This is a genomic window from Mycolicibacterium aichiense, from assembly GCF_010726245.1.
GTDB classification, from domain to species: Bacteria; Actinomycetota; Actinomycetes; order Mycobacteriales; family Mycobacteriaceae; genus Mycobacterium; species Mycobacterium aichiense.
This window is the reverse complement of the sequence record NZ_AP022561.1, coordinates 4,834,166-4,857,517: the sequence shown is the minus strand read 5'-3', so window position 1 is coordinate 4,857,517 and position 23,352 is coordinate 4,834,166. Positions and strand designations below refer to the sequence as shown.

Annotated in this window: 22 protein-coding genes and 1 pseudogene; 7 read left to right on the top strand and 16 right to left on the bottom strand. The window is 66.2% G+C overall.

Annotated features, from left to right (window positions below):
- Positions 1–3: 3 nt before the first annotated feature.
- The 11 genes and pseudogenes from G6N32_RS23470 to G6N32_RS23420 all read right to left on the bottom strand — a co-directional run bounded on the left by G6N32_RS23470 (position 4) and on the right by G6N32_RS23420 (position 11,431).
- Positions 4–780 (bottom strand): mannan-binding lectin, encoded by a 777-nt coding sequence (locus G6N32_RS23470; protein WP_115318687.1) that lies wholly within the window; start codon positions 778–780, stop codon positions 4–6.
- Positions 780–1,364, bottom strand: coding sequence for an Rv1363c family protein (locus G6N32_RS23465; protein ID WP_232077279.1), 585 nt, complete (start codon positions 1,362–1,364; stop codon positions 780–782). Before G6N32_RS23465 ends, G6N32_RS23470 begins: the two co-directional genes overlap by 1 nt.
- A gap of 10 nt (positions 1,365–1,374) precedes the next feature.
- The gene (locus G6N32_RS23460) at positions 1,375–2,625 is read right to left on the bottom strand and encodes an MlaD family protein (RefSeq protein WP_115318688.1); all 1,251 of its coding nucleotides are present in this window, start codon (positions 2,623–2,625) and stop codon (positions 1,375–1,377) included.
- On the bottom strand, positions 2,622–3,824 hold the full coding sequence (locus G6N32_RS23455) for an MlaD family protein (protein WP_115318689.1): 1,203 nt from the start codon (positions 3,822–3,824) through the stop codon (positions 2,622–2,624). Before G6N32_RS23455 ends, G6N32_RS23460 begins: the two co-directional genes overlap by 4 nt.
- On the bottom strand, positions 3,821–4,936 hold the full coding sequence (locus G6N32_RS23450; RefSeq protein ID WP_115318690.1) for an MCE family protein: 1,116 nt from the start codon (positions 4,934–4,936) through the stop codon (positions 3,821–3,823). The genes G6N32_RS23455 and G6N32_RS23450 overlap by 4 nt, the downstream gene beginning before the upstream one ends.
- On the bottom strand, positions 4,933–5,952 hold the full coding sequence (locus tag G6N32_RS23445) for an MCE family protein (protein WP_115318691.1): 1,020 nt from the start codon (positions 5,950–5,952) through the stop codon (positions 4,933–4,935). Before G6N32_RS23445 ends, G6N32_RS23450 begins: the two co-directional genes overlap by 4 nt.
- Positions 5,945–7,000 (bottom strand): MCE family protein, encoded by a 1,056-nt coding sequence (locus G6N32_RS23440; RefSeq protein WP_115318692.1) that lies wholly within the window; start codon positions 6,998–7,000, stop codon positions 5,945–5,947. The genes G6N32_RS23445 and G6N32_RS23440 overlap by 8 nt, the downstream gene beginning before the upstream one ends.
- 26 nt (positions 7,001–7,026) lie before the next feature.
- Positions 7,027–8,364: pseudogene (locus tag G6N32_RS23435) on the bottom strand (MlaD family protein); the annotation flags it as partial.
- Positions 8,365–9,219, bottom strand: a complete 855-nt coding sequence (locus tag G6N32_RS23430) for an ABC transporter permease (RefSeq protein ID WP_410432237.1) — start codon at positions 9,217–9,219, stop codon at positions 8,365–8,367.
- A gap of 1 nt (position 9,220) precedes the next feature.
- Complete coding sequence (locus tag G6N32_RS23425) at positions 9,221–10,093, bottom strand: MlaE family ABC transporter permease (RefSeq protein ID WP_115318694.1); 873 nt, start codon at positions 10,091–10,093, stop codon at positions 9,221–9,223.
- A gap of 264 nt (positions 10,094–10,357) precedes the next feature.
- Positions 10,358–11,431: a fatty acid desaturase family protein gene (locus G6N32_RS23420; RefSeq protein WP_115319075.1), complete on the bottom strand. Its 1,074-nt coding sequence runs from the start codon at positions 11,429–11,431 to the stop codon at positions 10,358–10,360.
- Between the two features lie 285 nt (positions 11,432–11,716).
- On the opposite strand from G6N32_RS23420, the gene G6N32_RS23415 reads away from it, so the two are divergent.
- Together G6N32_RS23415 and G6N32_RS23410 are read left to right on the top strand one after the other, a co-directional pair.
- A complete protein-coding gene (locus G6N32_RS23415) occupies positions 11,717–12,427 on the top strand; it encodes a GAF and ANTAR domain-containing protein (protein ID WP_115318695.1) in 711 nt (236 codons plus the stop codon).
- A gap of 42 nt (positions 12,428–12,469) precedes the next feature.
- Positions 12,470–13,228: a GAF and ANTAR domain-containing protein gene (locus G6N32_RS23410; protein WP_115318696.1), complete on the top strand. Its 759-nt coding sequence runs from the start codon at positions 12,470–12,472 to the stop codon at positions 13,226–13,228.
- 4 nt (positions 13,229–13,232) lie between these two features.
- Here the strand turns inward: G6N32_RS23410 and G6N32_RS23405 are convergent, their stop codons facing one another.
- Complete coding sequence (locus tag G6N32_RS23405) at positions 13,233–14,048, bottom strand: GAF and ANTAR domain-containing protein (RefSeq protein ID WP_115318697.1); 816 nt, start codon at positions 14,046–14,048, stop codon at positions 13,233–13,235.
- A gap of 68 nt (positions 14,049–14,116) precedes the next feature.
- On the bottom strand, positions 14,117–15,751 hold the full coding sequence (locus tag G6N32_RS23400; protein ID WP_115318698.1) for a fatty acyl-AMP ligase: 1,635 nt from the start codon (positions 15,749–15,751) through the stop codon (positions 14,117–14,119).
- A gap of 378 nt (positions 15,752–16,129) precedes the next feature.
- On the opposite strand from G6N32_RS23400, the gene stpK7 reads away from it, so the two are divergent.
- Positions 16,130–17,929, top strand: coding sequence for a serine/threonine protein kinase StpK7 (gene stpK7 / locus G6N32_RS23395; protein WP_115319076.1), 1,800 nt, complete (start codon positions 16,130–16,132; stop codon positions 17,927–17,929).
- A gap of 14 nt (positions 17,930–17,943) precedes the next feature.
- Here stpK7 and G6N32_RS23390 read toward each other — a convergent pair whose 3' ends face one another.
- Entirely contained in the window at positions 17,944–18,390 is a 447-nt protein-coding gene (locus G6N32_RS23390; protein WP_115318699.1) for a DUF5709 domain-containing protein, read from the bottom strand.
- Between the two features lie 93 nt (positions 18,391–18,483).
- Between G6N32_RS23390 and G6N32_RS23385 the strand changes: the two genes are divergently transcribed.
- Genes G6N32_RS23385 through G6N32_RS23375 form a run of 3 tightly spaced genes read left to right on the top strand, consistent with a single transcriptional unit; the run spans position 18,484 to position 20,715 of the window.
- Positions 18,484–18,981, top strand: coding sequence for a hypothetical protein (locus G6N32_RS23385; protein WP_115318700.1), 498 nt, complete (start codon positions 18,484–18,486; stop codon positions 18,979–18,981).
- Entirely contained in the window at positions 18,978–19,520 is a 543-nt protein-coding gene (locus tag G6N32_RS23380) for a ferric reductase-like transmembrane domain-containing protein (RefSeq protein ID WP_115318701.1), read from the top strand. The genes G6N32_RS23385 and G6N32_RS23380 overlap by 4 nt, the downstream gene beginning before the upstream one ends.
- On the top strand, positions 19,513–20,715 hold the full coding sequence (locus tag G6N32_RS23375; protein ID WP_232077277.1) for an NADH-ubiquinone oxidoreductase-F iron-sulfur binding region domain-containing protein: 1,203 nt from the start codon (positions 19,513–19,515) through the stop codon (positions 20,713–20,715). Before G6N32_RS23380 ends, G6N32_RS23375 begins: the two co-directional genes overlap by 8 nt.
- A 98-nt stretch (positions 20,716–20,813) precedes the next feature.
- On the opposite strand, the gene G6N32_RS29200 is transcribed toward G6N32_RS23375, so the two are convergent.
- Entirely contained in the window at positions 20,814–20,945 is a 132-nt protein-coding gene (locus G6N32_RS29200) for a hypothetical protein (RefSeq protein WP_264028575.1), read from the bottom strand.
- A gap of 470 nt (positions 20,946–21,415) precedes the next feature.
- Between G6N32_RS29200 and G6N32_RS23370 the strand changes: the two genes are divergently transcribed.
- The gene (locus tag G6N32_RS23370) at positions 21,416–21,916 is read left to right on the top strand and encodes a DUF5994 family protein (protein WP_232077275.1); all 501 of its coding nucleotides are present in this window, start codon (positions 21,416–21,418) and stop codon (positions 21,914–21,916) included.
- Positions 21,917–21,932: 16 nt separating this feature from the next.
- Here the strand turns inward: G6N32_RS23370 and G6N32_RS23365 are convergent, their stop codons facing one another.
- Positions 21,933–23,267 (bottom strand): MFS transporter, encoded by a 1,335-nt coding sequence (locus G6N32_RS23365; protein WP_174901041.1) that lies wholly within the window; start codon positions 23,265–23,267, stop codon positions 21,933–21,935.
- Positions 23,268–23,352: the final 85 nt, after the last annotated feature.

Below are 23,352 nucleotides of genomic sequence, written 5' to 3'. Positions count from 1 at the left end.
AGATCACGCCCCGCCGAACTCTGGCCGCAGCACCGAACTGAGCGCCGACAACGGAATGTGCGCCTGCACGGCGCCGCCGTCCATCGACCACTGCATGGTGCCCGGGGTGTAGTCGAGCGGTGTGTCATGGGCGACCGGATAGTCCGGCATGTACAGGATCAGCTCGTCACCGCTCAAAGCCCACGCCTTGTACCCGCCGGAGTACACCTTGTCCGGTCCCCAGCGGTCCGCCACGAGCGGATACGTACCCGGCTGATGCGGCGGCGGTGCCGCGTCCAGCGCATCCTGGATGAAGGGTGCGCCGAGCGTGGCGATCGCCCCAAGGTCGACTCCGGGCTTGAGCACGTCGACCAGCCCCAGCCGAACCCCGCGGCCCATGTCCCAGGTGAACGTGCGAAAAGCGTTGTTGAATCTGGGTCCATCGGCGTGGTAGTCCTCGTGGAACACCACGCTGAGCACGTCGCCGCGCTGCAGGATCTGGAAGTTCTCCTCACCGAAGCTATCGGCCACCATGTGCACACCGACGTTGCGCCAGTTGCTGACCAACTGGGTGAGGTAGTCCCGGATGGTCGGGCCGGTCACCGGGTTGTCGACCAGATCGCCGGGCACCGCCACCTTGATATCGCGAACGGCCTTGCGTTCTGACAACACCGACGTGTGGCAGTACGCGCCGTCCCAGTCGGCCCCGAGGCGCGAGCAGAAGTCCGGTGCCGACGCACCGGCCACCGGAGCCGCCGCAACCGCGGCCGCAGCGAGAACGCCGAACAACCGAACCAGCATCAGGGGAGTTCGACTTTGCTTGCCCGCCAGGCTCCGTCGACCTTCTCCATCGTCATCTTGACCCGGCTGCGATCGATCCGCGGATCCGGCGCCGCCTTGTTGGCCACCGTCTGGTCGACGAACATCAATACGACCACCTTGTCGGGGGTCGCCGACTTGACCGCCGAGTCGATCACCACGCCGTGCGCGGTGGCCTTGTTGTCCAGCAGCAGCTGACGCAACTGCGCGCTGGATTGCGAGTACATGTCCTTGAATTCGCCCGTCGCCCCGTTGAGGACGTCGGCGAAGTTCTGGTCGACGTTGTTGGAGTCGATGCTCGTCAACACCTGCGCATACCGCACGGCCGCCGCTTGCCCGTCGCGCGAGGCCACCTCGACCCGGTGTTCCTGCCACGCCTGCCAGCCCAGGAAGCCGGATCCGCCGAGCAGCGCAACGATCAACGCGCCCAGCAACACTCGCCGGATCAGCGGCCAGCGCTGCTGCTTGGCAGGTTCGTCGGAGGCAACCTCGTCTACGGCATCCTCGGCCACCGTGGCCTCTACGTCGGAATCGACGTCGGGTTCGATGTCAGTGGTGGCGGTCATAGCAATCTCCTCAACTCGGTGGTTCGATCGGCAGCACCGGGCCGCCGTACGGGGTCGGAATGGTGTAGCGGCCCTTCGGTGTCGGGTCCGTGGTGGCGCCCAGGTCGGCACCCGGCGGGGGGCCGGCGGTGTCGTCGCCGGCCGGTCGCGGCGCGTTCTTGGCGCCCCGGATCAGCACCGCGGGATCGTCATCGCGGCAGTAGGTGTACAGGTACGGCTCGGGGTAGTCGGCCGACGATGCGGGGCGCCGCGGCGTGCCGTAGTCACATGCGTAGCGCGGGTAGATGTCGGCGGTCGCCCACAGGCCATGGTCGTGCATGACGGTGCTCCACGCGTCGAGCAGGGACCCGCGGTAGTCGGGGAACAGTGCGTTGAGGGCCGGCACCCGTACGTACAGCAATTGCGACGCGGTGGCCATGCTGGTCAACAGCCCCACCATGGTGTCGGAATTGTCGGTGAACAGAGCGTCGGTGGCCGACAGAGTCTGGGGCGTCTGGTCGACCAACCGCCGATACCCGTCGACCATCTTGTTCACCCCGACGAAGGTGCGCCCGAGGTTGCCGGTGGCCGTCGCGATCCCGGCGTTCTTGTCGGCCGCCGTCGTCAGCACGATCCGGCTGGTGCGCAGAATGCTCGTGGTCTGCGGCAGAACCGAATCCAGTGTGGAGAGCAGGAACGTGCCGCCGTCGATGATGTCGGCCAGCTTCTGCGGGCCTTGATTGGTAAGGCTGAGCTCCTTCTTGATCAGCTCGAGCTTGGCCGGGTCGACCTGCTTCAGCATGCCGTCGGCGTGGGCAAGGACGTCAGCCAGACTGACCGGCACCGATGTGTTGCTCTGCGCGATCACGCTGCCGTCGTGCAGGTAGGGGCCTGCGTCGGAATCCGGTGCGAATTCGATGTATTGCTCACCGGCCGGGGACAACCCCGACACCCGAACCGGGCTCGTGGCGGGGATCTGTACGTCCGAGCGGACCGTGGCCACCGCGTTGACCCCGTTCGGTGTGATCGCCAGCGACTGCACCCGCCCGATCGCCACCCCCCGCAGCGTGACGTCCTGATTGGGCAGCAGCCCGCCGGATTCCGGCAATTGAATGGTCACCCGGTACGCCGAGTCGAACGGCGACACCCGCAACGCACCGAGCATCACGTACGCGGCACCGACCACCAGCGTCATCACCAAACCCGCTGTCGACAGCCACAATCGATGCCGATAACCGAATCCGACCACCCGTACGACCCGGTCGGCTGCGTAAGAGATCATGGCGGCGGCTCCGACGGCGGCGGTCCCGGGGCAGGACCAGGGGGTGCGACGATCACCTGGCCTGGATCGGTCGGACTCGGCAGCACCGGTACCTGGGGCACGCCGGGACCAGACCCGACCACCCGCTGCTGCAAGCGCCACAGCGTGTACTTGAACGAGCCGACCATCTGCGCCCAGTCATAACGCTTGGGCCCGTGGAAGCCGGGGTCGCCGAGGAAGCCGGCATCGGGCATCGATCCGAGTACCAGCCGGTCGATGCTGGCCCGCACCGAAAACGCATTGCTGGCAGTCGCTTTGATGATCGGCGGCATCAGCCGGTTCAAGGCAGCCAGATTGGCATCCGGTGCCAGCACCAGGTCGTTCCACGAGCGGGCGATGGTATTGGCGTCGCCGATCACGCTGCGCCCGCTGGTGTCGGTACCCGCGACCGACGGGAACTTCTCCAGCTGCTTGCTGGTATCACCGGCCTGCCGGACGACGTCGGCGACGGCGTCGGCGTTGGCGGCCAGCGTGTCGGTCGCCGGGCCGGCAGCCACCATCACCTCGGTCAAAGCCTGATTCTTGGCGTCGAGTTCGTGGGCCAGTCGCGAGGTTTCGGTCAACGCATCCGAGATCTGGTCGGAACGTGCCGTCAGCTTGGCCAGCGTGCCGTTGGTCTTGGCGATGATGTCGCCGAACGCCTGGCCTTGATCTCCGGTCGCCTTGCCCATGCCGTTGATGATGTTGGTGAGGTTGCGCACCGCGCCGCCGTTGACCATCACCGCCGCCGAGCTGAGCACCGATTCGACTGTGGCCGCGGCCGCGGTGTTGTCCAGGCCGATGGTGTCGCCGTCCTTCAACAGCGGCGTCGCCGGGGAGGCTCCTGGTGGGGGCTTGAGCGCGATGAACACATCACCCAGCGGGGTGGCCGAGCGCAATTCGGCTGTGCTGCCCTGCGGTAGCCGCACTCCGTCCATGATCCGGATGGTGGTGACCGCGGTGTAGTTGCGTGCCACCATCGATTCCATCTGGCCCACATCTGCACCGGCGAGCTTCACCTTCGCGCTGGCGGGCAGGTTCAGTGCGTTGGAGAACACTGCGGTGATCCGGTAGCCGCCGCTGCCGACCGTCGGCGCAGGCAGCGGGAGGCTGGACAGGCCGTTCGACGAGCATGCGGTGGCACCGACCGCCACCACCAGAATCGCGACGCAGCGTTTCATTTCTGGCCCATCGCAGCCATGCCGTCCAGCACATAGGAGAGCCCGAAGTCCGGTCCGAAGTCCTGCAATGTGCCGGTGCTGCAGCCCAACTGGCGCAGGCCCATCAGGTTGCAGATCTCCTTGGTGTACTGAGTGTCGAACAGCACCCGGTCGGTGAGCACCCGGGCGCGGGCGGCGCCGTTGTTCTGGTCGACGACGTTGTACATGTTGTCCAGCGTCAGCGGGGCGACGTCGATGAACTCCTTGAGATCGCGCTGCCGTTCGACGAGGGTGTTCGCTGTCGTGTTGCCATTGTTGACAACAGCTTTGATGTTGTCCCTGTTCTTCTCCAGGAAATCCCCGACCTGGGTGAGCAGAGTGTTCATCGTCTTTCCGGTGGTGCCGCTGCCGAAGTTCTCGTCGTTGACGATCTGGCTCAGCTGGCGCACCGTGGTGCCGAAGTCGCGCAGCGTGGCGTCGTTGTCGGCGGCGGCCTGCAACAGTGAGCTCAGGTTGCGTACGATCGTGGTCAGCTGATCGCGAGTCTGTTCGCCCCCGTCGGCGGACAGCCGCAACGCATTCGACAGCTGGCCCAGCGCGTCCTTGATCTTCTGCCCATTGCCGTCGGCGATCGCCGCGCCCGAGTTGACGACGTCGGCCACCGGACCGTTGCCGTTCCCGTCGCCCTTGAGTGACGTCGAGATCTTGTCCAGCACGCCGAGCACGCGGGCGAACTCGACCGGTGTCTTCGTGCGCGGCAGGCCGATGGTGTCGTTGTTCTTGAGCACCGGACCGCCGCGGTACGGCGGGGTGAGCTCGATCTGCCGGTCGGTGAGGATCGACGTCGAGATCGTCACCGCCTGCGCATCGGCCGGAATCTGCACGTCGCGGTCGACGGTGAACTGCACCTCGACGTAGCCGCTCTTCGGCGTGATCGCAGTGACCTTGCCGACCGGCATGCCGAGCACCGCGACCGTGTTGTCGATATAAAGCCCGGCGGCGCTGTCGAATTGGGCCTTCAGCGTGATGTGGTCGGTGGTGGAGCGGAAGTACACCCACGCCACGGTGACCGCGGACGCGACGACCACCACGGCTACCGTCACGAGAGCCAGCAGCCTGGACCGCGCGCTCATTTGCAGTCCTTGTAGTACGAGATCATGCCGAACTGCTTGGCGCGCCCGCTGATGGCACACATCCACGAGTCGACGGCGATTCCGTTGGGCGTGTTGAAGTCGACGGCGTTGCCGGTGCCGCTGGCGTTGGCGAAGCCACGTAGCGCCACCGGCCCGGCCTGCAGGGTGCTGCGGAGCAGATCGTCATGCTGCGCCAACAGGTCGGACAGCCGGCGCAGATTCGTGATGGTCTGGTCCAGCTCGCCGCGGTTGGCCACCACGGTGGTACTCATCGTGTTGACCAGATCGGTCAGTGCCGCGATCATCGCGTGGAACGTCGCACTGCGATCCACGAACCGGCCGATCAGCTCCTGGCCCTGAGTGATCATCGCGGCAATGTTGGCGTGCTGACGTTCCAGCGTGCTGCTGATCATGTCGGTGCTTTTCAGCAAGGCGCCCAACTGGTCCCGACGGTCGGCGATCACTGTCGACAAGGTCTGGATGTTCTGCATGGCCTGTGGCACCACGGCAGGCAGGCCCTGCATCTGCTTGCCGAGCACCCCGAGTGACGTCGCGAACGCATCGGTGTCGACCTGCTCGTAGGTGGTCGTCACGTCGGCCAGGGCGGCCTGCAGATCGTAGGGCACCTCGGTGTGCGCCAGGTCAAAGGTGTTGTCGGGCAGGCTTCCACCGTCCTCGGGTTCCAACGCGAGATAACGCGAACCAAGGATGGTGGCGACTTTGATGACCGCTTTCGAATCCTTGCCGAGCGCGATGTCGTCGCGCACCTCCAAGCCGGCCTCCACGTGATCACCGGCCAGCTTCATGCTGGTGACCTTGCCCACCTGGATGCCGCCGATCGTGATCGGGTTGCCCACCTGCAGCGCGGCAGCCTGGAGAAACATGGCCGTGTAATGCCGGTGAGAAATGTTGGCCGCGTTGGCAATCAGCATCGCACCGACGACCACGGTGACCACGGCCACGGCGATCAGACCGAGCCAGGTCTTGTTGTAGCTTTCCAACGTGCGCCTAGCCATTGGCCATGTTCCTGCACCGCGGGGTGTACATCGCCTTGTTTCCGGGGGTCGCGGCGTTGACGATGATCGGGGTGATGTCGTTGAGGCCGGGGAAGAAGCCGGTGCCGTTCAGGTCGCACGCGTAGGCGTTGGCATAGGCGCCCTCGTTCGTGATGCGAGCCAGGCCCTTGAGCAACAGCGGCAGGTTGGCTCCGGTGAACGCCAGCTGCGGTTCGATGTCGACCAGATGGCCGGTGAAACCGGGCTGGCGGGTGATCATCTCGTTCAGCGCCGGGTTTACTGAAGTGGAGACGGCGGACAGCTGGCGGATCACCCGCGCCAGCGCGCCGGTCGAGTCGATCAGCTCGGGGCGTCGCGCGTTGAAGTCGGACACCACCTTGCTGGTCTGGGACAGCACCTGGTCCAGGCTCGTGTTCTGCCCGGCGAGGTTGCTCATCACCGTGTTCAGCTGGGTGATGACGTCACCCAATGTCTGATCGCGTCCGGCGAATGTGTCGGTCAGCGTGGATGTTTGGTTCACCAGGTTGACGATCGAGGCGTTGTCGCCCTGCAGCGACTGGATCACGCCCTTCGTCAAGTTGTCGGCGTCGCGGGGGTTCAGCACGCTGAACAGCGGCTCGTAACCGTTGAGCAGGGTGCCGACGTCGAACGACGGGTCGGTGCGTTCGACCGGAATGGTGGCGTCCGGTGCGAGTGGTCCGGGGCTGCCGATCGTGCCGAGTGACAGCCCGAGGTACCGCTGGCCGACGATGTTCTGGTAGGTCACCGAAGCGACCGTGTTGCCGAACAACGGCTGGTCGTTCTGCACGACGAACGACACCTTGGCTAGTTTGCCTGCCAGCTCGATCTTTTGGACCCGCCCGACCCGCACGCCCGCCATTCGGACGTCGTCACCTTCCCGCAGGCCGTACACGTCGGTGAACATCGCGGCGTAGGAGGTGGTGGGGCCGGCCACGTCTCGGCGCAGCGTGACGTACACCAGCCAGGTCAGCGTCACCGCGACGATCATGAACAGCGACAGCCCGATCAGCGGGGCACGGAATCTCATCAGGACCCTCCGGCTTCGGCGGGTAGCGGCGCAGGTGCAGCCGGTGGCGGGGGCGCGTTGTCCGGGTCGGCGGTGCCGGGCACCGGCGGAAACGGCGGCGCCCACCACGGCGTCGGGGGATTCGGGTCGGTCAGGTTGGGGGTCGGATTGATCAGCGGCGGACCGACGGCGACGAGGTTGCCACCTGCCCCGACGACGGTGCCCGGTGGCGGCGCCAGATCCTTGGGCGGCTGGTAGTTCTGCGGCAGCAGCATTTCGGGTAGATCGGGCCGCACCACGATCTTCGGCGCGGTGTAGCAGCTGTTGCCCAGCAGTTGGCCGTATCGGGGGCAATCGGCGCGGGTGTAGTCATAGCTCGGAGTCAGTGACAGGTTGACGCGCATGTTCCCGGTGTCCAGCGCCGGCATCCACACTTCGTCGAAGAACTTGCGCGACAACCCGTTCAGCTTGGTGAACGCCGGGACGAACTTGCCGGCATTGATCGCGAGGCTGCCCATCACCGGCGTCAGGTCGTGGCTGATACCGGTCAGCTGGTCGATGTGATTGTCGAGGGCGGTGCGCGTGGTGCCCAGCGTGTGGGTGCCGCCGGTCACCAACGCGGTCAGTGCCGAACGCTTTTCGGCCAGCACCTGCATGGGTTGCACGGCCTGGTGCAGGGCATCGACAAGGTCGGGTGCGGTCTGGGCCAACCCGTGCGTGGCGTCGATCAGCGCCGAGATCGTCGAGGGTCCGTCGTCGGTGCTGACCACCGAGTTCAGCTGATCCAGAAGCCGATTCAATTGGGCGCCGCCGGTGAGCAGCTTGCCTCGCCGGTTCTCGGTGGCGGCGTTGACGGCAGCCAGGATGCCGACGCTGCGGTCCTCGCGTCCGCGGCCGGTGGCGGCCAGCACGTCACGCAGCTTGCTGATCGTGGTCTGGAACAGCACGGTCGGCAGCGCGGTGTCCTCGGGGATGTGCTCGCCGGCGCGGATCGCGGGGCCCGCACCGTCGGCGACCAGTTGCACCGACGACACCGCGAACACGTTGGACGGCACCACCCGCGCGGTCACCGATGCCGGAATCGAGCCCGCGTATTCGGGTTTGAGGTCAATGTGGACGTAGTTGGGGTGACCGTCGGCCGCTGGGATCACACTGTCGACCGCGCCGACGAGAACACCGTGATACTTCACATCCGACTTCTGCGGCAGCCCGTCACCGACGTTGAGCAGATCGGCGACCACCCGCACGTAGTTGTCGAGCTTGCCGTTCGACTTCGCCAGCAGCAGTGTCGTCACTAACGCGGCGACCACCACGACAGCGACACCGCAGCCGAGCAGCTGACGGTCCGTGGGGCCGCGCCCGTCGGTGTCAAAGGAATTCGCCATCTATCCGCCGAACCTGGCCCCGGCGTCGACGCTCCACAACGCCATGGTCATCAGCATGTTCACCACGATCGTCACCGTGATGGCTGCGCGCATCGCGTGGCCCGCCGCGATGCCGACACCCTCGGGTCCGCCACTGGCGTAGAAGCCGTAGTAACACTGGATCGTCGAGGCGATCCAGACGAACACGACCGCTTTGAGCAGTGAGTACAGGATGTCGGTGCCGGACAGCATCAGAGTGAAGTAATGCATGTATGCGCCGTTCGATCCGCCGCTGATCACCTCGACCACGATCTGGGTGGTCAGGTAGCTCACCGCCAAACACAAGACGTAGAGCGGGATCACGGCGACCACCGACGCCATCAGTCGGGTGGTGACCAGATAGGGGATCGGCCGGATGGCCAGCGAGTCCAGGGCGTCGATCTCCTCGGCGATCCTCATGGACCCCAGTTGCGCGGTGAAGCGGCAACCACCCTGGGTCGCGAACGCCAACGATGCCGCGATCGGCGCGAGCTCGCGGGTGTTCACCAACGACGAGATGATCCCGGTCGCGGGTCCCAGCCCCAGCAGGTTCAGAAAGTTGTAGCCCTCGATGCCGACGATCGCGCCGACCGTCACGCCGAGAACCAGCGCGACTCCCGCGGTACCACCGCCCACCACCAATGACCCGTTGCCCCACGCGATGTCCGACAGCAGCCGGGCGAACTCGGCGCGATAGTGGCGCAACACGATCGGCACCGCGGCTACCGCGCGGATAAAGAACACCAGCATGTGGCCGAGCCGGAGGATCGGCGAGGTGAGCATGCGGGAGAATCGGGACCACGGGACCCGGAACGGACTGTAGGTGGATACCGTCACGTCACAGCCCCACCCGGGGGAACAGCATGTTGTAGAGCTGGCTGATGACGACGTTGACGACCATCAGGATCAGAATCGATTCGACGACAGCGGCATTCACCGAGTTGGCCACCCCGGTCGGGCCGCCTTTGGTGGACAGCCCCTTCTGGCTGGACACGATGGCGACGATCGCGCCGAACACCACGGCTTTGAGCAGCGCGAGCACCATGTCGCCCGGGGTGGTGAACGAGGCGAAGGTGGCCACGAAGCTGCCGGGTGCCCCATTCTGGAAGTAGACGTTGAACAGGTAGCTCGCCAGGAACCCGACGAAGCACACCACTCCGGTGAGGGCGACGCCGATCATGATCGCGGCGGCGAATCGCGGCACAACCAGGCGGCGGATCACCGAGACACCCATCACTTCCATGGCGTCGATCTCTTCGCGCATGGTTCGCGAGCCCAGGTCGGCGGTGATGGCCGAGCCGACGGCGGCGGCCATCAGGATCGCTGCAACCAGCGACGCGGCCTGCCGGATCACCGCCAGGCCGCTGGCCGCACCCGCCAGCGAGGTGGCGCCGACCTGCCCGGCGAGCAGGGCGAACTGGATCGACAGCGTCACGCCGACCGGCAAGGCCACCAGCACGGTCGGAACCACAGCTGTCCCTGCCATGAAAGCGCCCTGGCGGACAAATTCCTGCAGCGGAAAGCGGCCGGTGACGAGGTCGACAAATAAGTACTGCAAGGTTCTCACGCCAAGGACGAACTGGTCACCCACGGTTGTCAGTGATGCGAGGGGATGTCGCTTCACATAGCCGACAGTCCATTCGCCGACAACGTTCACGGCTTCGGGGTTGGCCGCAGCGCCCGCAGAGGGAAAACTCTCGGCCGTCACCATCGTGCCCGCATCATCGCCAATCCCAAATATGCTGACCTAGTTACACTTTGACGATCAGAAACGAATTCACGAGTGATGTTCACGCACCTCGATCCATCACCCCGCGAAGCCCGAAGTCCGCGACGTCAACCTCCCCAACCTGTCGTCACGGTAGGACCCCGCCAGCGGTGGCGTCAAGGAAACGGAGAATATTCATTAACATAATCGGACCTATGGTGCCGACAAGTGAACCTACGGTCGCAGTGACGCCAGGGAGTGCGAGGCTTACGCGACGCGGTCGGGCAGTGCCAACTTCAGGATGCTGCGCTGGACCTGGAAGAACTGGCCCAGCAGCGAGCCGGTGGTGTACGGCAGCCCGTACTCATCGCACAGCGGGCGAACCTGTCGGGCGATCTGGGCGTAGCGATTGCTCGGCAGATCGGGAAACAGATGGTGCTCGATCTGGTAGCACAGGTTTCCGCTGAGGAAGGCGAGCACCCGCCCGGCTGTGAAGTTGGCGCTGCCCAGCATCTGGCGCAGGTACCACTCGCCCTTGCTTTCGTCCTTGATGACGTCGGGCGTGAATGTCGCGACGCCGTCGGGGAAATGTCCGCAGAAGATCACGGTGTAGGCCCACAGATTTCGCACGATGTTGGCCGCAACATTGGCCGACAGCGCCCGTCGCCAACGAGATCCGTTGAGAGCCGGGATCGCAACGTAATCCTTGATGACCTGACGCCGGATCTTGGACTTGAGTGCGCGCGTGTGGCCTTGGCGTTGTTCAGCGTTTGTTGCGCGTTCATGTTCTGAGTGCAAACCGTGGAGGGCGATGCCCCATTCGAAGATGACGGCCAGCAGCGCGTTGCGGAAAGGCTGCATCAGGTTACGTGGGCGCCATGCGACGTCGCGGGTCACCCGCATGATGCCGAAGCCGAGGTCGTCGTCGACGCCGACGACATTGGCGAAGACGTGGTGTCGGTAGTTGTGCGAGTACTGCCATTGCGACGAGAGCCCGGCCATATCCCACTCCCAGGTGGTGGAGTGTATTTCGGGATCGTTCATCCAATCCCATTGGCCGTGAACAACGTTGTGGCTGATTTCCATGTTCTCGATGCTCTTGGCCACGGCCAGGGACGCCACCCCCAGTAGCCACCCGCGCCGCGATCGGCTGCCGAAGATCAACAGGCGGGCGCCCGCATCCAGCGCCCTCTGGAACGCGATCGTTCGGCGGATGTAGGCGGCATCGCGCGCGCCACGGGAATCCTCGATATCGCTGCGGATCGCATCGAGTGCGGCCGCCAAGGTATCGATGTCCTGCTGGCTCAGATGCGCATAGTCGGCGACGTCTGTGATGGCGATGGGAGTCCTCGACAAATCGACCGTTGTGTTGAGCGACAACGGCATTGGAGAAAGCGCCCGGCTGTGAGCGGATGCTCGCGGCGCCGCAGAGGTGGGGAGCCGATTCGGGCCGGCTGAATGTGCCAGCCACTACAGCCTACCCGTGTTGGGCAGTGTTGCCGGCTGGGGCCGTCGGCGCGCGGCTTCGGCAAATCCGACCAATAGTGACCCCAGTAGGGGAGGGTGGAGTGATGGCCGCGGAACGATCACTTGCCGAGCAGGCACCACAAGCTTGGTGCGGCTAGCTTGACGATCCAGGACGAGCTTGTTGCGGCCGTCGACGGACAGCGCGGAGTGAAAGCCGCCGACCGGCTCTGTGAAGCATGCGTGCTCCTGCTCGACATCGACGCGGCCGCGATCTCGCTCGTTTTCGACGGCGCGAACGCTGGCACGCTCGGCTCCAGCGGTGCTTCAGCCCGCGCGTACGACGAATTGCAGTTCACCTACGGCGAGGGGCCGTGCCTGGACGCGGTCCTCCAGCAGGCCCCGGTGGTGGTGGTCGATCTGGCCCACCCCGGTGAAGCCCGCTGGCCCAGTTACGGTCGCGCGATGCTGGAACATCGGATCCGGGGAGTATTTGCCATGCCGGTGCTGGTAGCCGGTGAGTACGTCGGCGCGCTCGATCTCTTCCGGGCGCAACCGGGTGCGTTGGCGGGTGAACAACTCGTGGGCGCTGCGGCCGCGGCCGATCTGGCCGGCATTCCGGTTCTGGATCTGCTCGTCGGCGACTTGCAGGCGGCTGTCGATGATCCGAGCAGTAGCGCGTGGGCGGAGCTGTGCGCGTTGAGCCGTGCCGAGGTCAGCCAGGCAACCGGAATGTTGGTGGCGCAACTGGACGTGGACCCGACCGAGGCCCTGGTGCGGCTGCGTGCGCACGCCTACGCCACCGGTCGAAGCGCCACCGACGTCGCTCGCGACATCATCGACCGGCGGCTCAGACTGGAGGCGGACCGATGAACCTCGAAGATGTGCATCGCACATACAGGCGGGAGGCAAGCCATGGCGAGCGATGACCTTCGCGAAACCCGCGTACTCGGCGCGGTGGTATCACTGGTCGACAGTCTGCTCGACGATTTCGACGTTGTGGACCTGCTGACCGAACTGACTGAACGCTGTGCCGAACTGCTCGACATCGCGTCGGCAGGATTCCTGCTCGCCGATCCACTTCGGCGGCTTCATCTGGTGGCCGCCACCTCGGAGCAGACGCGGGATCTCGAGCTGTTCCAGCTGCAGGCCGAGCAGGGGCCCTGCATCGACTGCTACCGGATCGGCGAGCCGGTCGTGGTGCCTGACATCGCCACTCAGGTCGACCGGTGGCCGCGGTTTGCCCCGGCCGCGGCGGAGGCCGGCTTCGTGGCAGTGCACGCCCTACCGATGCGCGCGGCCGGGACGGTGCTGGGTGCGCTGAACTTGTTCGATACCCGGACCGGTGGACTCAGCGAAGCGGATGGACTGGTTGCTCAGACCCTTGCCCACATCGCGTGTGTGGCTGTGCTGCAGGAACATTCGCCCACTCTCGATACTGTGGTATCGCCGCTGAGATCCGCTGTCACCAGCCGCACAGTCGTGGAGCAGGCCAAGGGATTTGTCAGCGAGGTGCTCGGTATCTCGATGGATGAGGCATTCCGGCTGCTGCGCACCCACAGCCGCGCGCGCGGCGAGCATCTGACGGATGTCGCGCGGCGGCTGATGAGAGACCGGCACACCCGGCCAGAGTTGATCAGGGCTCTGACCGAATTAGCCCGCGGTCGGCATTGAGCACCTATTGCTGACGTGCCCGGGCCCGCCGCACCGCCTCCTCGACGAGTTGCTCGGCGACGTCAGCCAATTTGATGTGCTCACGCTGGCTGATGCGGGTGAGCCGGTCGAAGGCCTCCTGCGCGGTGCCGCCGGAGCGGCTGCGGATGATGCCGATCGCCTGGTCGATCACTGCCCGGCTGCGCAACGCCTGTTGCAGTTGCAACGTGCGCAGTCGGGTGCTGGCCAGCAGCTGCGTGTTGTACACCGATACCGCTGCGGGACCGGCGAATTGGGTCCCCAGATGGACGGCGTGTTCGGTGAATGCATCGCGGCCGTGGGCATAGGAGTTGATCGCGCCGATGACCCGCTCACCAACGGTCAGCGGCAGAGCCAGTACGGAATGCACGCCCAATCGCGCCACCGCACCGCCAAAATGAGGCCAGCGGCGGTCGCTGCCCAGCGAACCGCTCACCGCCGGTCGTCCGGACCGGATGCAGGTGATGCACGGCCCCTCGCCGAGCTTGTCGTATTGCAGGGTGTCAATGGCCTTGATGAAGTCCGCAGTCACCGACCACGCCTGAATGTGAAGGTTCTCACCTGGGTCCGGGCCACGGGGTTGGATCAGGGTGACCCCGGCTCCGTCGGCGCCCGGTATCGCCTGAACCGCGAATTGCGCTACCTGGCACAGTATTTCGTCGACGCTGGCGGCGTCCGCGACGATCCCCGCCAAACCGCTGAGCCCAGCGTTCAGGTCAAGTTCGTCAGAATGAAGCTGGGCCGGGGAGAGCTCCGGCTCCAGGGGCGTTTTGCGGCCCGGCTGCGCGTCGTAGTCGTCCATCGACCCCCTCCCCGGGTGTCACTGGGCGGAGACAGCGGGATCCCCGCTCGATAAATGTACCGCTGCCGTCAGGTGACCAACGCCAAAGCGTGAGCGCGGCGTAACTTGCCGGATGGGGTCTTGGGGATGACTCCCGGGGCCAGCACCACGACATTGCGGGGCCGGGCGTTGACCTCCACCACCACCTCGTGGATCACCTCGTGCTCAATGCGACGCACCTCGTCGTGGTCATCGAAACCCTTGGATTCTACTGCGACAGCGAATGATTCGCGTGAATGCCCAGCATCGAGCCGGACGGCGACCGCACACCCGGGCCGCACGCCGTCGACGCGGGCGGCGGCGCGTTCGATATCGGTCGGATAGATGTTGCGCCCGGCCATGATGATGACGTCCTTGAGCCGGCCGCAGACGACGATCTCGTCATTCTCGGTGATATAGCCCAGGTCGCCGGTGTCGTACCAGCCCTGATCGTCCTGCGCCGAAATGAAGCCGGCAACCGTGGTGTACCCGGGCGTGACGGGGGCACCGCGGAGTTGGATCACGCCGACCCCGCGGGTGCCCATCACGGCGCCGTCCTCGTCGAGGATGCGGGCCTCCAGTCCGTCCAGCAGCGAACCCAATGTCACCAGACGTCTGGTGTTTCCTCGGGTTGCGGGTACCGCGCGATGAAGGACAGCCAGCAGATCGGCGTCGATCTCGTCGACGGTCATGCCTGCGCCGCACGTCGAGAACGAGGCGGCGACGGTTGTCTCGGCCATTCCGTAGGCGGGCAGGATCGCCTCGGGTCGCAGCCCATGCGGTGCGCCCGCGGCGCAGAGAGCCTCCACGTCGGCCGGATCGACCTGCTCGGCACCGGACAAGGCCCAGCGCAGCGACGACAGGTCGAACTGGCCGGGTGATGCCAAGCTGTGCAGCCGCTTCGCCAGGAGGTTGTAGGCAAAGTTGGGGGCAGCGGTCATTGTGCCCTTGTACTTGTCAATCAGCTTGACCCACAACAAATTATCTCGGAGAAAGTCCATCGGGGTGACCTTGATGAGCTCGACACCGAAGTACATCGGCACGGTCAGGAAGCCGGTCATGCCCATGTCGTGGAAGCAGGGCAACCAGCTGACGATCACATCGGACTCGACGTCGACCTCGGCGCCGACAAACATCGCCTCGGCGTTCGCGACAACGTTGGCGTGCGTGATCTGGACCGCCTTAGGGGAGCCGGTCGAGCCCGAGGTCAGCTGCATCAGGGCGAGGTCTTCGTCGCGGGAGTGCACGGGGCGTACCGGGGCTGCTTGTAGCAGTTCTCCGGCGATGGCCACTCGGATTCCCCGCTCGGTGAGCAGCGGCGCGGCCGGTAGGAACGGCTCGCCGACAACGACGACTTTGGCGTCGATCGTCGCGAGTACCGACATTGTCTCCTCAGCCCAGCGCAGCAGGTCGGTGCGCGGCGTCGGCTGGTGCAGCATGGTGACGCAGGCGCCTCGAATCCAGATGCCCTGCGCGGTCGGCGCGATGTCGACAGGATTGCCGGCGAGCACGGCGACAGCATCGCCGTGACCGACACCGGCTGCTGCGAGGCCGCCGGCGATCCGGCAGGCGCGCGCATGCACCTCGGCCCAGCTGTGGCGCACGGGAGCGTCGGGCTCGCCCGTGACCATGCCCTTCATGCTCCACCGGGCGTTACTGACCATGGTTTCGGTGAACTGGCTCAACGGAGCCTTCCTTCTGCGCGCCGCGCAGCGTGCGACGTGCGATGTTGTGGCCGCAGGTGTACTGCCGCGAGAGTGGGGTGACGCAGCGCTCGTTCGACGCTGAGTGATCGGCCACGCGCCAATGGTTTGGCGCCAGAACTGCGGTCGGTTTACGTCGGGCCGGAGGGCACCGGTGCGGCGGGGCATTCAGATCGCCGCCGTGACGTTTCCCGCGAGGCTGGTGGGTCAGCCCCTATGACCGTACCGTGCCAAGGCGCAGGTGGTCGAAGGCTCGCAGGCAAAAGAGACCTCTCTGTTTCGTCTCGCCGACCGGCGGCGTCCCTGGCAAAGGTGATGTAGCTTCAATCGACGGTCGGGGGAGCTGCCAAGGAGTAGATGGTGGAGGCGACACCATTTGGGCACTATCAGCTGCAGGAGCTGATAGGTCGTGGCGGGATGGGCGAGGTCTACCGGGCCTTCGACACCAAGACCGATCGCGTGGTCGCCCTCAAGGTTCTGCCGCACCGGCTGGCCGAGGACGAGACGTTCCAGCAACGATTCAGGCGTGAGGCGCAAGCCGCAGCCGCCCTCAACGAACCGCATGTCGTCCCGATCCACGGATACGGCGAGATCGACGGTCGGCTCTACCTCGACATGCGGCTCATCGAAGGCCACACGCTGGGCTCGATCCTGTCCGACACCGGCAAGCCGTTGGACCCTGCGCGTGCGGTCAGCATCGTCGAGCAGGTCGCCGCCGCCTTGGACGCCGCCCACGCGACCGGCCTGATCCACCGCGACGTCAAGCCGTCCAACATTCTGATCACCGGTCGCGACTTCGCCTACCTGATCGACTTCGGACTGGCCCGCACCGCGAGTGAGGCGGGGCTGACGACGGCCGGCAGCACGCTGGGCACGCTGGCGTACATGGCCCCGGAGCGGTTCAGCGGCAGCCAGGCCGATCACCGATCCGATGTCTACGCACTGACGTGCGTCCTCTACGAATGCCTCACCGGCGACCGGCCCTACCCGGACGACAGCCTCGAACAGCAGATCGCCGGGCACATGACCACGCCCGCCCCGCGACCGTCCGAGAAGAACCCCAAGCTGGCCGCCTTCGACGAGGTCATCGCCAAAGGCATGGCCAAGAAGGCGGCCCAGCGCTACGCCAGCGCCGGAGAACTGGCCGCCGCCGCACGCCAGGCCCTGACCGCGCGGAGTCGCAAGACCGGAAGTTCCGGTCGGCACGTGTTGGCCGAGCCGCGGCCACACCGCCGGCGCGCATTCGCCGCCGCCGGCGCGGCCCTCCTGTTGGTGGCCGCCGCGGGTATCGGTGCCTGGCAATGGCAGGGATCGGACACTCGGTCCAGCAGCGCAACGAGCCTGGCGGGCACCGCATCCAGCTCGGAACCGCTACCGCAGGCCGACGGCGCGGTGCCGTCCATCGCGGCCCTGGTACCTGCCAAGATCCGGGAGTCGGGCCGGCTTGTCGTCGGCGTGAACATCCCTTATGCGCCAAACGAATTCATCGACGCCGACGGCCAAGTGGTCGGGTTCGACGTCGACCTGATGAATGCGGTCGCCCGTACTCTCGGTCTGACACCGGAGTACCGCCAGACCGCGTTCGAGGCCATCATTCCGTCGGTGCGCGCGGGCGATTTCAACCTCGGCATGTCGTCGTTCACCGACACCAAAGAACGCGAAGCCGCGGCCGACTTCGTGACCTACTTCCGGGCCGGCACGCTATGGGCGCAGCGGCCCGGCGCCGCGATCGACCCGGACAACGCGTGCGGCCTGCGGGTCGGGGTGGCCTACCCCTCTCTGCAGGAGTCCGAGGAGCTGCCTGCCAAGAGCAACAACTGTGTGGTGGCCGGCAAGCCCCCCATCAAGAAGGTCATCTACACCCGGCAGGACGATCTCAACGCCGCACTGATGGCCGGGGAAGTCGATGCCATGTCGGCCGATTCGCCCGTCACCGGGTTCACCATCAAAACCAGCGGCGGACAACTCGAGGCCGCCGGTGCGGTGTTCGACTCCGCACCGTACGGATGGCCGGTGGCCAAGGACTCCGGTCTCGCCGAGCCGCTGCGCCAGGCGCTGCAGCATTTGATCGAGACCGGGGAGTACCGCACGATCGCCACGATCTGGGGCGTCGAGAAGGGGATGATCGACAAACCCTCGATCAATGCTGCCGTGCGCTAGCGGGTTCGACCCGCCTAGTCGTCCTCATCGTCGATGACATGCATGGCGGCCTCCTCCGCGGAGGCCGCCCCGCCGTCGATACCGACGTCTTCGGCCACGAGCTCGGACTCGTCGTCCTCACCGAAGCCCGCATCGGGGGCCACCAGACGACCCGACCGAACCCGGCCGACCTCGTCGTCCTCCGGATAGTCGGAGTCGTCCGCGGCGGAGCCATTCAGCTCGTCAAGCACATTGTTCAGCCGGGACACCGGATCGGGTTCCTCCTCGGCGAGTAATTCGTCGAGCGTCTCCGGGCCGGGGTGGTCGAGGTTCGTGCGGGCGATCGGCCGCTCCGGAGGGGAAATGCCCTCGTCGAGGATGTCGTCGACGCCGCGGTCGACCAACGTGTCCTCGGGCTGGAGCTGGTTGTCGTCCTCGACGCTGTATTCGCCGGTATCGGTGCTGTCGTCCCAAGTGCTCACCGCTCCAGAATGTCACGACGCCGGATCAGGGCCACGGGGACTTTCGTCACCAGTTCTTAGAGGCCGTAAAGAATCCATTGCCACCATCACTGCATGGACTCACCTCGTTCCGGATTCCGCCGGGCCGCCGTGACCTCGTGGGCGTTGGCCGGCATCGGCATCGCCGGAGTGGCGGGCGCATCGGCGTTGGCCTACGGCGACACCGTCAAGCCCGTCGTTGCCGAGCTTCCGCCGGTCGACCCGGTGGCGACCGACCCCGCCGCGGACCTGCCCCCCGCGCCTCCTGTCGTGGAACCAGCCCCAGCGCCGGCGCCCGCGGCGGACACTCCGGCGCCCCCGAGCCCGGAGCCGACGGTCGCACCGGCCCCCGCGGAGGCCTCCACCCCGCAGCAGACTTACACCCCGCAGCCGACCTACACCCAGAAACCGGCCTACACGCCAAAGGCGACCGTCCAGGAGCAGGCACCGGCACCGAGCACCAAGTCGCAACCCGCGTTCCCGATCCGGCAGAGCCACGTCCCGGCCGGCGGCGGCGGCACCTCGGGCGGCAACAGCTTCTCCCCGCACGTCACCGTGTCACGCGGGTCATGACGAACGAGGCACTGTGGGCGCTGGGCCGCGGCAACGGCGTCGTCGCGTTGGTGTTCATGACCGTCTCGGTGGCGTTGGGCATCGCCGCGCGGTCCGGGCGCCCGCTGCTGGTGCTGCCCAGATTCGCGGTCTCTGATGTCCATCGCTTCGCCGCCCTGTCGTCGACGCTGCTGGTCGCGCTGCACATCGGGCTGCTGTTCCTCGACCCGTACGCCAAGCTGAAACTCATCGACATCGTCGTGCCCTTCCTCGGCACCTACCGGCCGCTGTGGCAGGGGCTGGGCACCGTCGCCGTCGACGTGCTCGCCGTCGTCGTGATCACCGGTCTGCTCCGGCACCGCATCGGGCCGCGAGCATTCCGGTTGGTGCACTGGTCGACCTACTCGTTGTGGCCGGTCTCGATGGCGCATGCGCTGGGCAACGGCACCGACACCGGACGTGTGTGGTTCCTCGCGATCGCCGGCGCCTGCGCGGTCGTCGTGGCTGCCGCGCTGACGTGGCGGTTGCGCGCCAACTTCAGTGAGTATGCCGATGCGTAGCGCACCGCGGCTGCTGGCCGCCGCCGGGCCGACTCTGGCCGAACACCTCGACTGCTTCGGCGCTGCACCGAAAATTTCAGGCAGCCAACTCATTTCACGTCTCACCGACGCCGGACTTTCCGGGCGCGGCGGCGCCGGCTTCCCGACCGGCCGCAAACTCGCCGCGGTAGCCGGCGCGGATCCCGTGGTGGTCGCCAACGGTGCCGAGGGAGAACCGCTGAGCCGCAAGGACGCGCTGCTGCTGACGCGCGCGCCGCACCTGGTGATCGACGGTCTGGATATCGCCGCCGCCGCGATCGGCGCCCACACCGGCTACCTGTACGTCCACTCCGACGCCGTGGCGTCGGTACGCGCGGCGCTCGACGAGCGACGGTCGGCCGGGCTCGATGTCGAGCTGACGGTGGTGGAGGCACCCGACACCTTCGTCGCGGGCGAGGAATCCGCTGCGATCCGGCACATCGAGGGCGGACCCGCGCTGCCACGCGACCGCACTGTCCCCGTCGCGATCTCGGGGGTGCGTAAACGCCCGACCCTGGTCAACAACGTCGAGACGTTGGCGCACCTGGCCTTGATCGCCCGCCACGGAGCCGAGTGGTTCCGCTCGATCGGCGACTCGACGGACCCGGGCACCATGCTCGTCACCCTCTCGGGTGCGCTGGACGGTGAGGGCGTTGTCGAGGTTCCGACGGGTGTGCCGCTCATGGATCTGATCGACACCCGGGCGGTGTCGGCGGTACTGGTCGGCGGCTACCACGGGAGTTGGCTGCCCGCTGAGACTTTCGCCGGAATCCGGCTCTCCCGCTCGGGTCTGCAATCGCTGGGCGCATCGCCCGGCGCCGGAATCGTCCACGCCCTGGGTGTGACCGAGTGCGGGTTGGTCCGCACCGCCGAGATCGCCGGTTATCTCGCCGACGAGAGTGCACGCCAGTGCGGTCCGTGCCGCAACGGCTTGCCCCGGCTGTCCGAATTGATCGACGAATTGGCCTACGGGCGCGCCAGTGACCATCTGGTCAAAGAGATTCGGCGTATCACCCGGCTTGTGGACGGCCGAGGGGCGTGTCGGCACCCTGACGGGACCGCGCGGATGGTCCGCAGCGCGTTGCGCGCGTTCGCGGCCGATATCGAGCAGCACCGCCTGGGCCGGTGCAACAGCGTGGTGCCCGCGGCACCGGTGTCGAAGATGCCGATCGCGTAATCGGGCGACCGCTGCCTGAGCAGGTTAACCGACAGTCGCGAAAAGTGTTGTCGGCAAGGACTACCCGATGCTAGTGCCGCGCATCGTCGACATGGGACTCAGCGGGTTCTGGCGTTGGCCACGGTTTGATCCTGCGGGCCGTCGGACTTGGAGCGCTTGTCGGCCCGTTTCTCTTTCAGGGACTTGCCGGATTTCTTCGACATACCCTGTCGCGGGGACTTGTCGGACATTGTTGGCCCTTCAATAGGGGGCCTGATGGCGGTCCCGGTCCCTTGGACTCTACGCCCGAATCCCGGAAACGGGGCCCGGCAAGGCGAGTTCGTGCGTTCTCGCCCGGCAAATTTGCTGTCCCGCAGGATATTTCACGTGCTCGGTGAGCGGCCGACGCGATCACCGCTCGATACCGCCGACGCCAGCCGGACCGCGAATCCGGAATCGACCGACGCTCGGGGAACCCCGGGGTGTAGTGTCGAAGGCAGATCCGTTCTGCATTGGCGGGGACCGTTAGGCCTGGGCTCTGCCCGCAGGTCGACTCTGCTAACGCGTGAGGAATTTCCCAGATGGAAAGCTCCGACCTTTTCTCTCATCCTGTCGAGACGACGGATGCTGCGTATGAGACGGCCAATGTGCCCGTCCCGCACCCGATTTTCTCTGGACTCACCGAGTCCCACTCGCCGACATCGGCGTCCTCGTGAACGGCATGTCCGGGAGTCGGCGCCTGGCCAGTCCGGTGCGCGTCACACTGAAACCCACCCTCGGCGGTGACATCGATGGCGCTTGGTGGCCGCATTCCTTCGCGCTTGCCCGCGAACTGCCGGAATTGATCGAGGCATTGCATCCGGTGCTGGGTGAAATCGTCGATATCAAGATCAACTGGTCGTCGTCGTCGGGCACCCCGGTCTTGAAGACGCTGACGTCGGGGGCGGTGTCGATGCACGGCTGGAACGATCGCCAGCATCGGCTGATGATTGTCTCCGGTCGTACCGGCTGCGCACGGCTGCTCGTGGTGCCCAGCTCCACGTCGGTGAATCTGGGGCGTCTGGTGATACGGCGCGCGGCCGCAATGGATGCCGGCGCCGAGCACGACAGCTCGATGTGCGATATCGCTGACGCCGTGATTCGTGCGGCAGAGGCAGAGTGCTCCCTGTGGTCGGCCCAGATGCTCGAGGCCGCCGCGAAGGTCGAAGCCGCCGCGCCCTGACGGCGTCGGCTGGTGGCTAGCACGCCGCGTGGGCCAAGCGCTGCTGCGCGACGACGGGTTCACGGGGCTCGGGTGACTCAGCCGCGCCCAAGCCACGTCCGGCCGTCTCGGTCAGGAGCAGCGCACTTACCAGGCTGACCACGGTGAAGCCCGCCATCATCGCGGTGATCGACCAGCTGCCGTACGACGACAGCAGCACCGGGGAGAGCACCGGGGGCAGCGCGCCACCGATGATGCCGCCGACGTTGTAGGACAGGCCGGCACCGCTGTAGCGGTAGCGGACCGCGAAGATCTCCGGAATGAACGCGGCCAGCGGGCCCATCATGATGCCGATGATGCCGTAGGTACCGATGACGGCGATGCCGTAGCGGACGGGGTCGCCGGATTGGATGAGCGGGAACAGGATCAGGGTCCAGGGCAACGCCAGTGCGGCGCCGAGCGCGAGGATGCGGCGACGGCCGTAGGTATCGCTCAGGATCGCCGACGCGGCGACGAACACCAACGAACACACCCCACCAGCCACGCCCACGAGCAGGATCAGATCCTCGTCGTAATGCAGGTGCGTCGCGGCGTAATTGGGGAAGTAGGTGCCCACCTGGAACGCCAGCATGAACAAGCCCATCACCGCGCCGGCCGCTAACACCACTTCGCGGCCTTGGTGCCGAACTGCTTCGGCGAGTGGAACCCCGCTGTGACCCTCGGCCGCCGACTCGGCGAACACGGGGCTTTCCTCGAGGTGCAGCCGGATGTAGAGCGCGACCGCCACCAGCACCGCACTGATGAGGAACGGGATGCGCCAACCCCATTGCAGGAAGGCTGTTTCCGCGTCACCGAAGGCGCCGTGCACCCCAAGGAACACCAGGTTGCCCAAGACCAGCGCGGTGCCGAGACCCAACTGGGTGAACATGCAGTAGTAGCCGCGCTTGCCGTGCGGCGCCTGCTCGGCGCTCATCAGGGCGGCACCGGCCCACTCGCCGCCAACGGCGAAACCTTGTAGCAGTCGCATGCTGATCAGCAGCAGGGGTGCGGCCGTGCCGATGACGGCTGTGCTGGGGATGAGGCCGACGCAGACGCTGGATGCACCCATGATCAGCAGCGTGAACACCAAGGTGTTCTTGCGTCCGATGCGATCGCCGAAGTGGCCGAACACCGCGGCCCCGATTGGCCGGGACAGGAACGCTGCCGCGAAGGTGCCCAGCGAGGCGATGGTCGCCATCAGTGGGCTCATACTCGGGAAGAACACGTGCGGGAACACCAGCGCGGCGGCGGTGCCGTAGATGAAGAAGTCGTAGTACTCGATCGCCGAGCCGACGTAGCTGGCGAGCGCGACCCGGCGGATACGTGTTTCCATGACGCAATCGTCGCCAGTGGCGTGCGCCACAGGTATCCACTGGGCAGTGGATCTTGGCAGTGGACCGTGGTGTCCGCCGATCGGT

Coding starts and splice junctions, on each gene's coding strand:
- G6N32_RS23470 (WP_115318687.1), bottom strand. CDS start 780: ATGCTGGTTCGGTTGTTCGGCGTTCTCGCTGCGGCCGCGGTTGCGGCG.
- G6N32_RS23465 (WP_232077279.1), bottom strand. CDS start 1,364: ATGACCGCCACCACTGACATCGAACCCGACGTCGATTCCGACGTAGAG.
- G6N32_RS23460 (WP_115318688.1), bottom strand. CDS start 2,625: ATGATCTCTTACGCAGCCGACCGGGTCGTACGGGTGGTCGGATTCGGT.
- G6N32_RS23455 (WP_115318689.1), bottom strand. CDS start 3,824: ATGAAACGCTGCGTCGCGATTCTGGTGGTGGCGGTCGGTGCCACCGCA.
- G6N32_RS23450 (WP_115318690.1), bottom strand. CDS start 4,936: ATGAGCGCGCGGTCCAGGCTGCTGGCTCTCGTGACGGTAGCCGTGGTG.
- G6N32_RS23445 (WP_115318691.1), bottom strand. CDS start 5,952: ATGGCTAGGCGCACGTTGGAAAGCTACAACAAGACCTGGCTCGGTCTG.
- G6N32_RS23440 (WP_115318692.1), bottom strand. CDS start 7,000: ATGAGATTCCGTGCCCCGCTGATCGGGCTGTCGCTGTTCATGATCGTC.
- G6N32_RS23425 (WP_115318694.1), bottom strand. CDS start 10,093: ATGGTGACGGCCGAGAGTTTTCCCTCTGCGGGCGCTGCGGCCAACCCC.
- G6N32_RS23410 (WP_115318696.1), top strand. CDS start 12,470: ATGGCGAGCGATGACCTTCGCGAAACCCGCGTACTCGGCGCGGTGGTA.
- G6N32_RS23405 (WP_115318697.1), bottom strand. CDS start 14,048: ATGGACGACTACGACGCGCAGCCGGGCCGCAAAACGCCCCTGGAGCCG.
- G6N32_RS23385 (WP_115318700.1), top strand. CDS start 18,484: ATGGACTCACCTCGTTCCGGATTCCGCCGGGCCGCCGTGACCTCGTGG.
- G6N32_RS23380 (WP_115318701.1), top strand. CDS start 18,978: ATGACGAACGAGGCACTGTGGGCGCTGGGCCGCGGCAACGGCGTCGTC.
- G6N32_RS23375 (WP_232077277.1), top strand. CDS start 19,513: ATGCGTAGCGCACCGCGGCTGCTGGCCGCCGCCGGGCCGACTCTGGCC.
- G6N32_RS29200 (WP_264028575.1), bottom strand. CDS start 20,945: ATGTCCGACAAGTCCCCGCGACAGGGTATGTCGAAGAAATCCGGCAAG.
- G6N32_RS23370 (WP_232077275.1), top strand. CDS start 21,416: ATGTCCGGGAGTCGGCGCCTGGCCAGTCCGGTGCGCGTCACACTGAAA.
- G6N32_RS23365 (WP_174901041.1), bottom strand. CDS start 23,267: ATGGAAACACGTATCCGCCGGGTCGCGCTCGCCAGCTACGTCGGCTCG.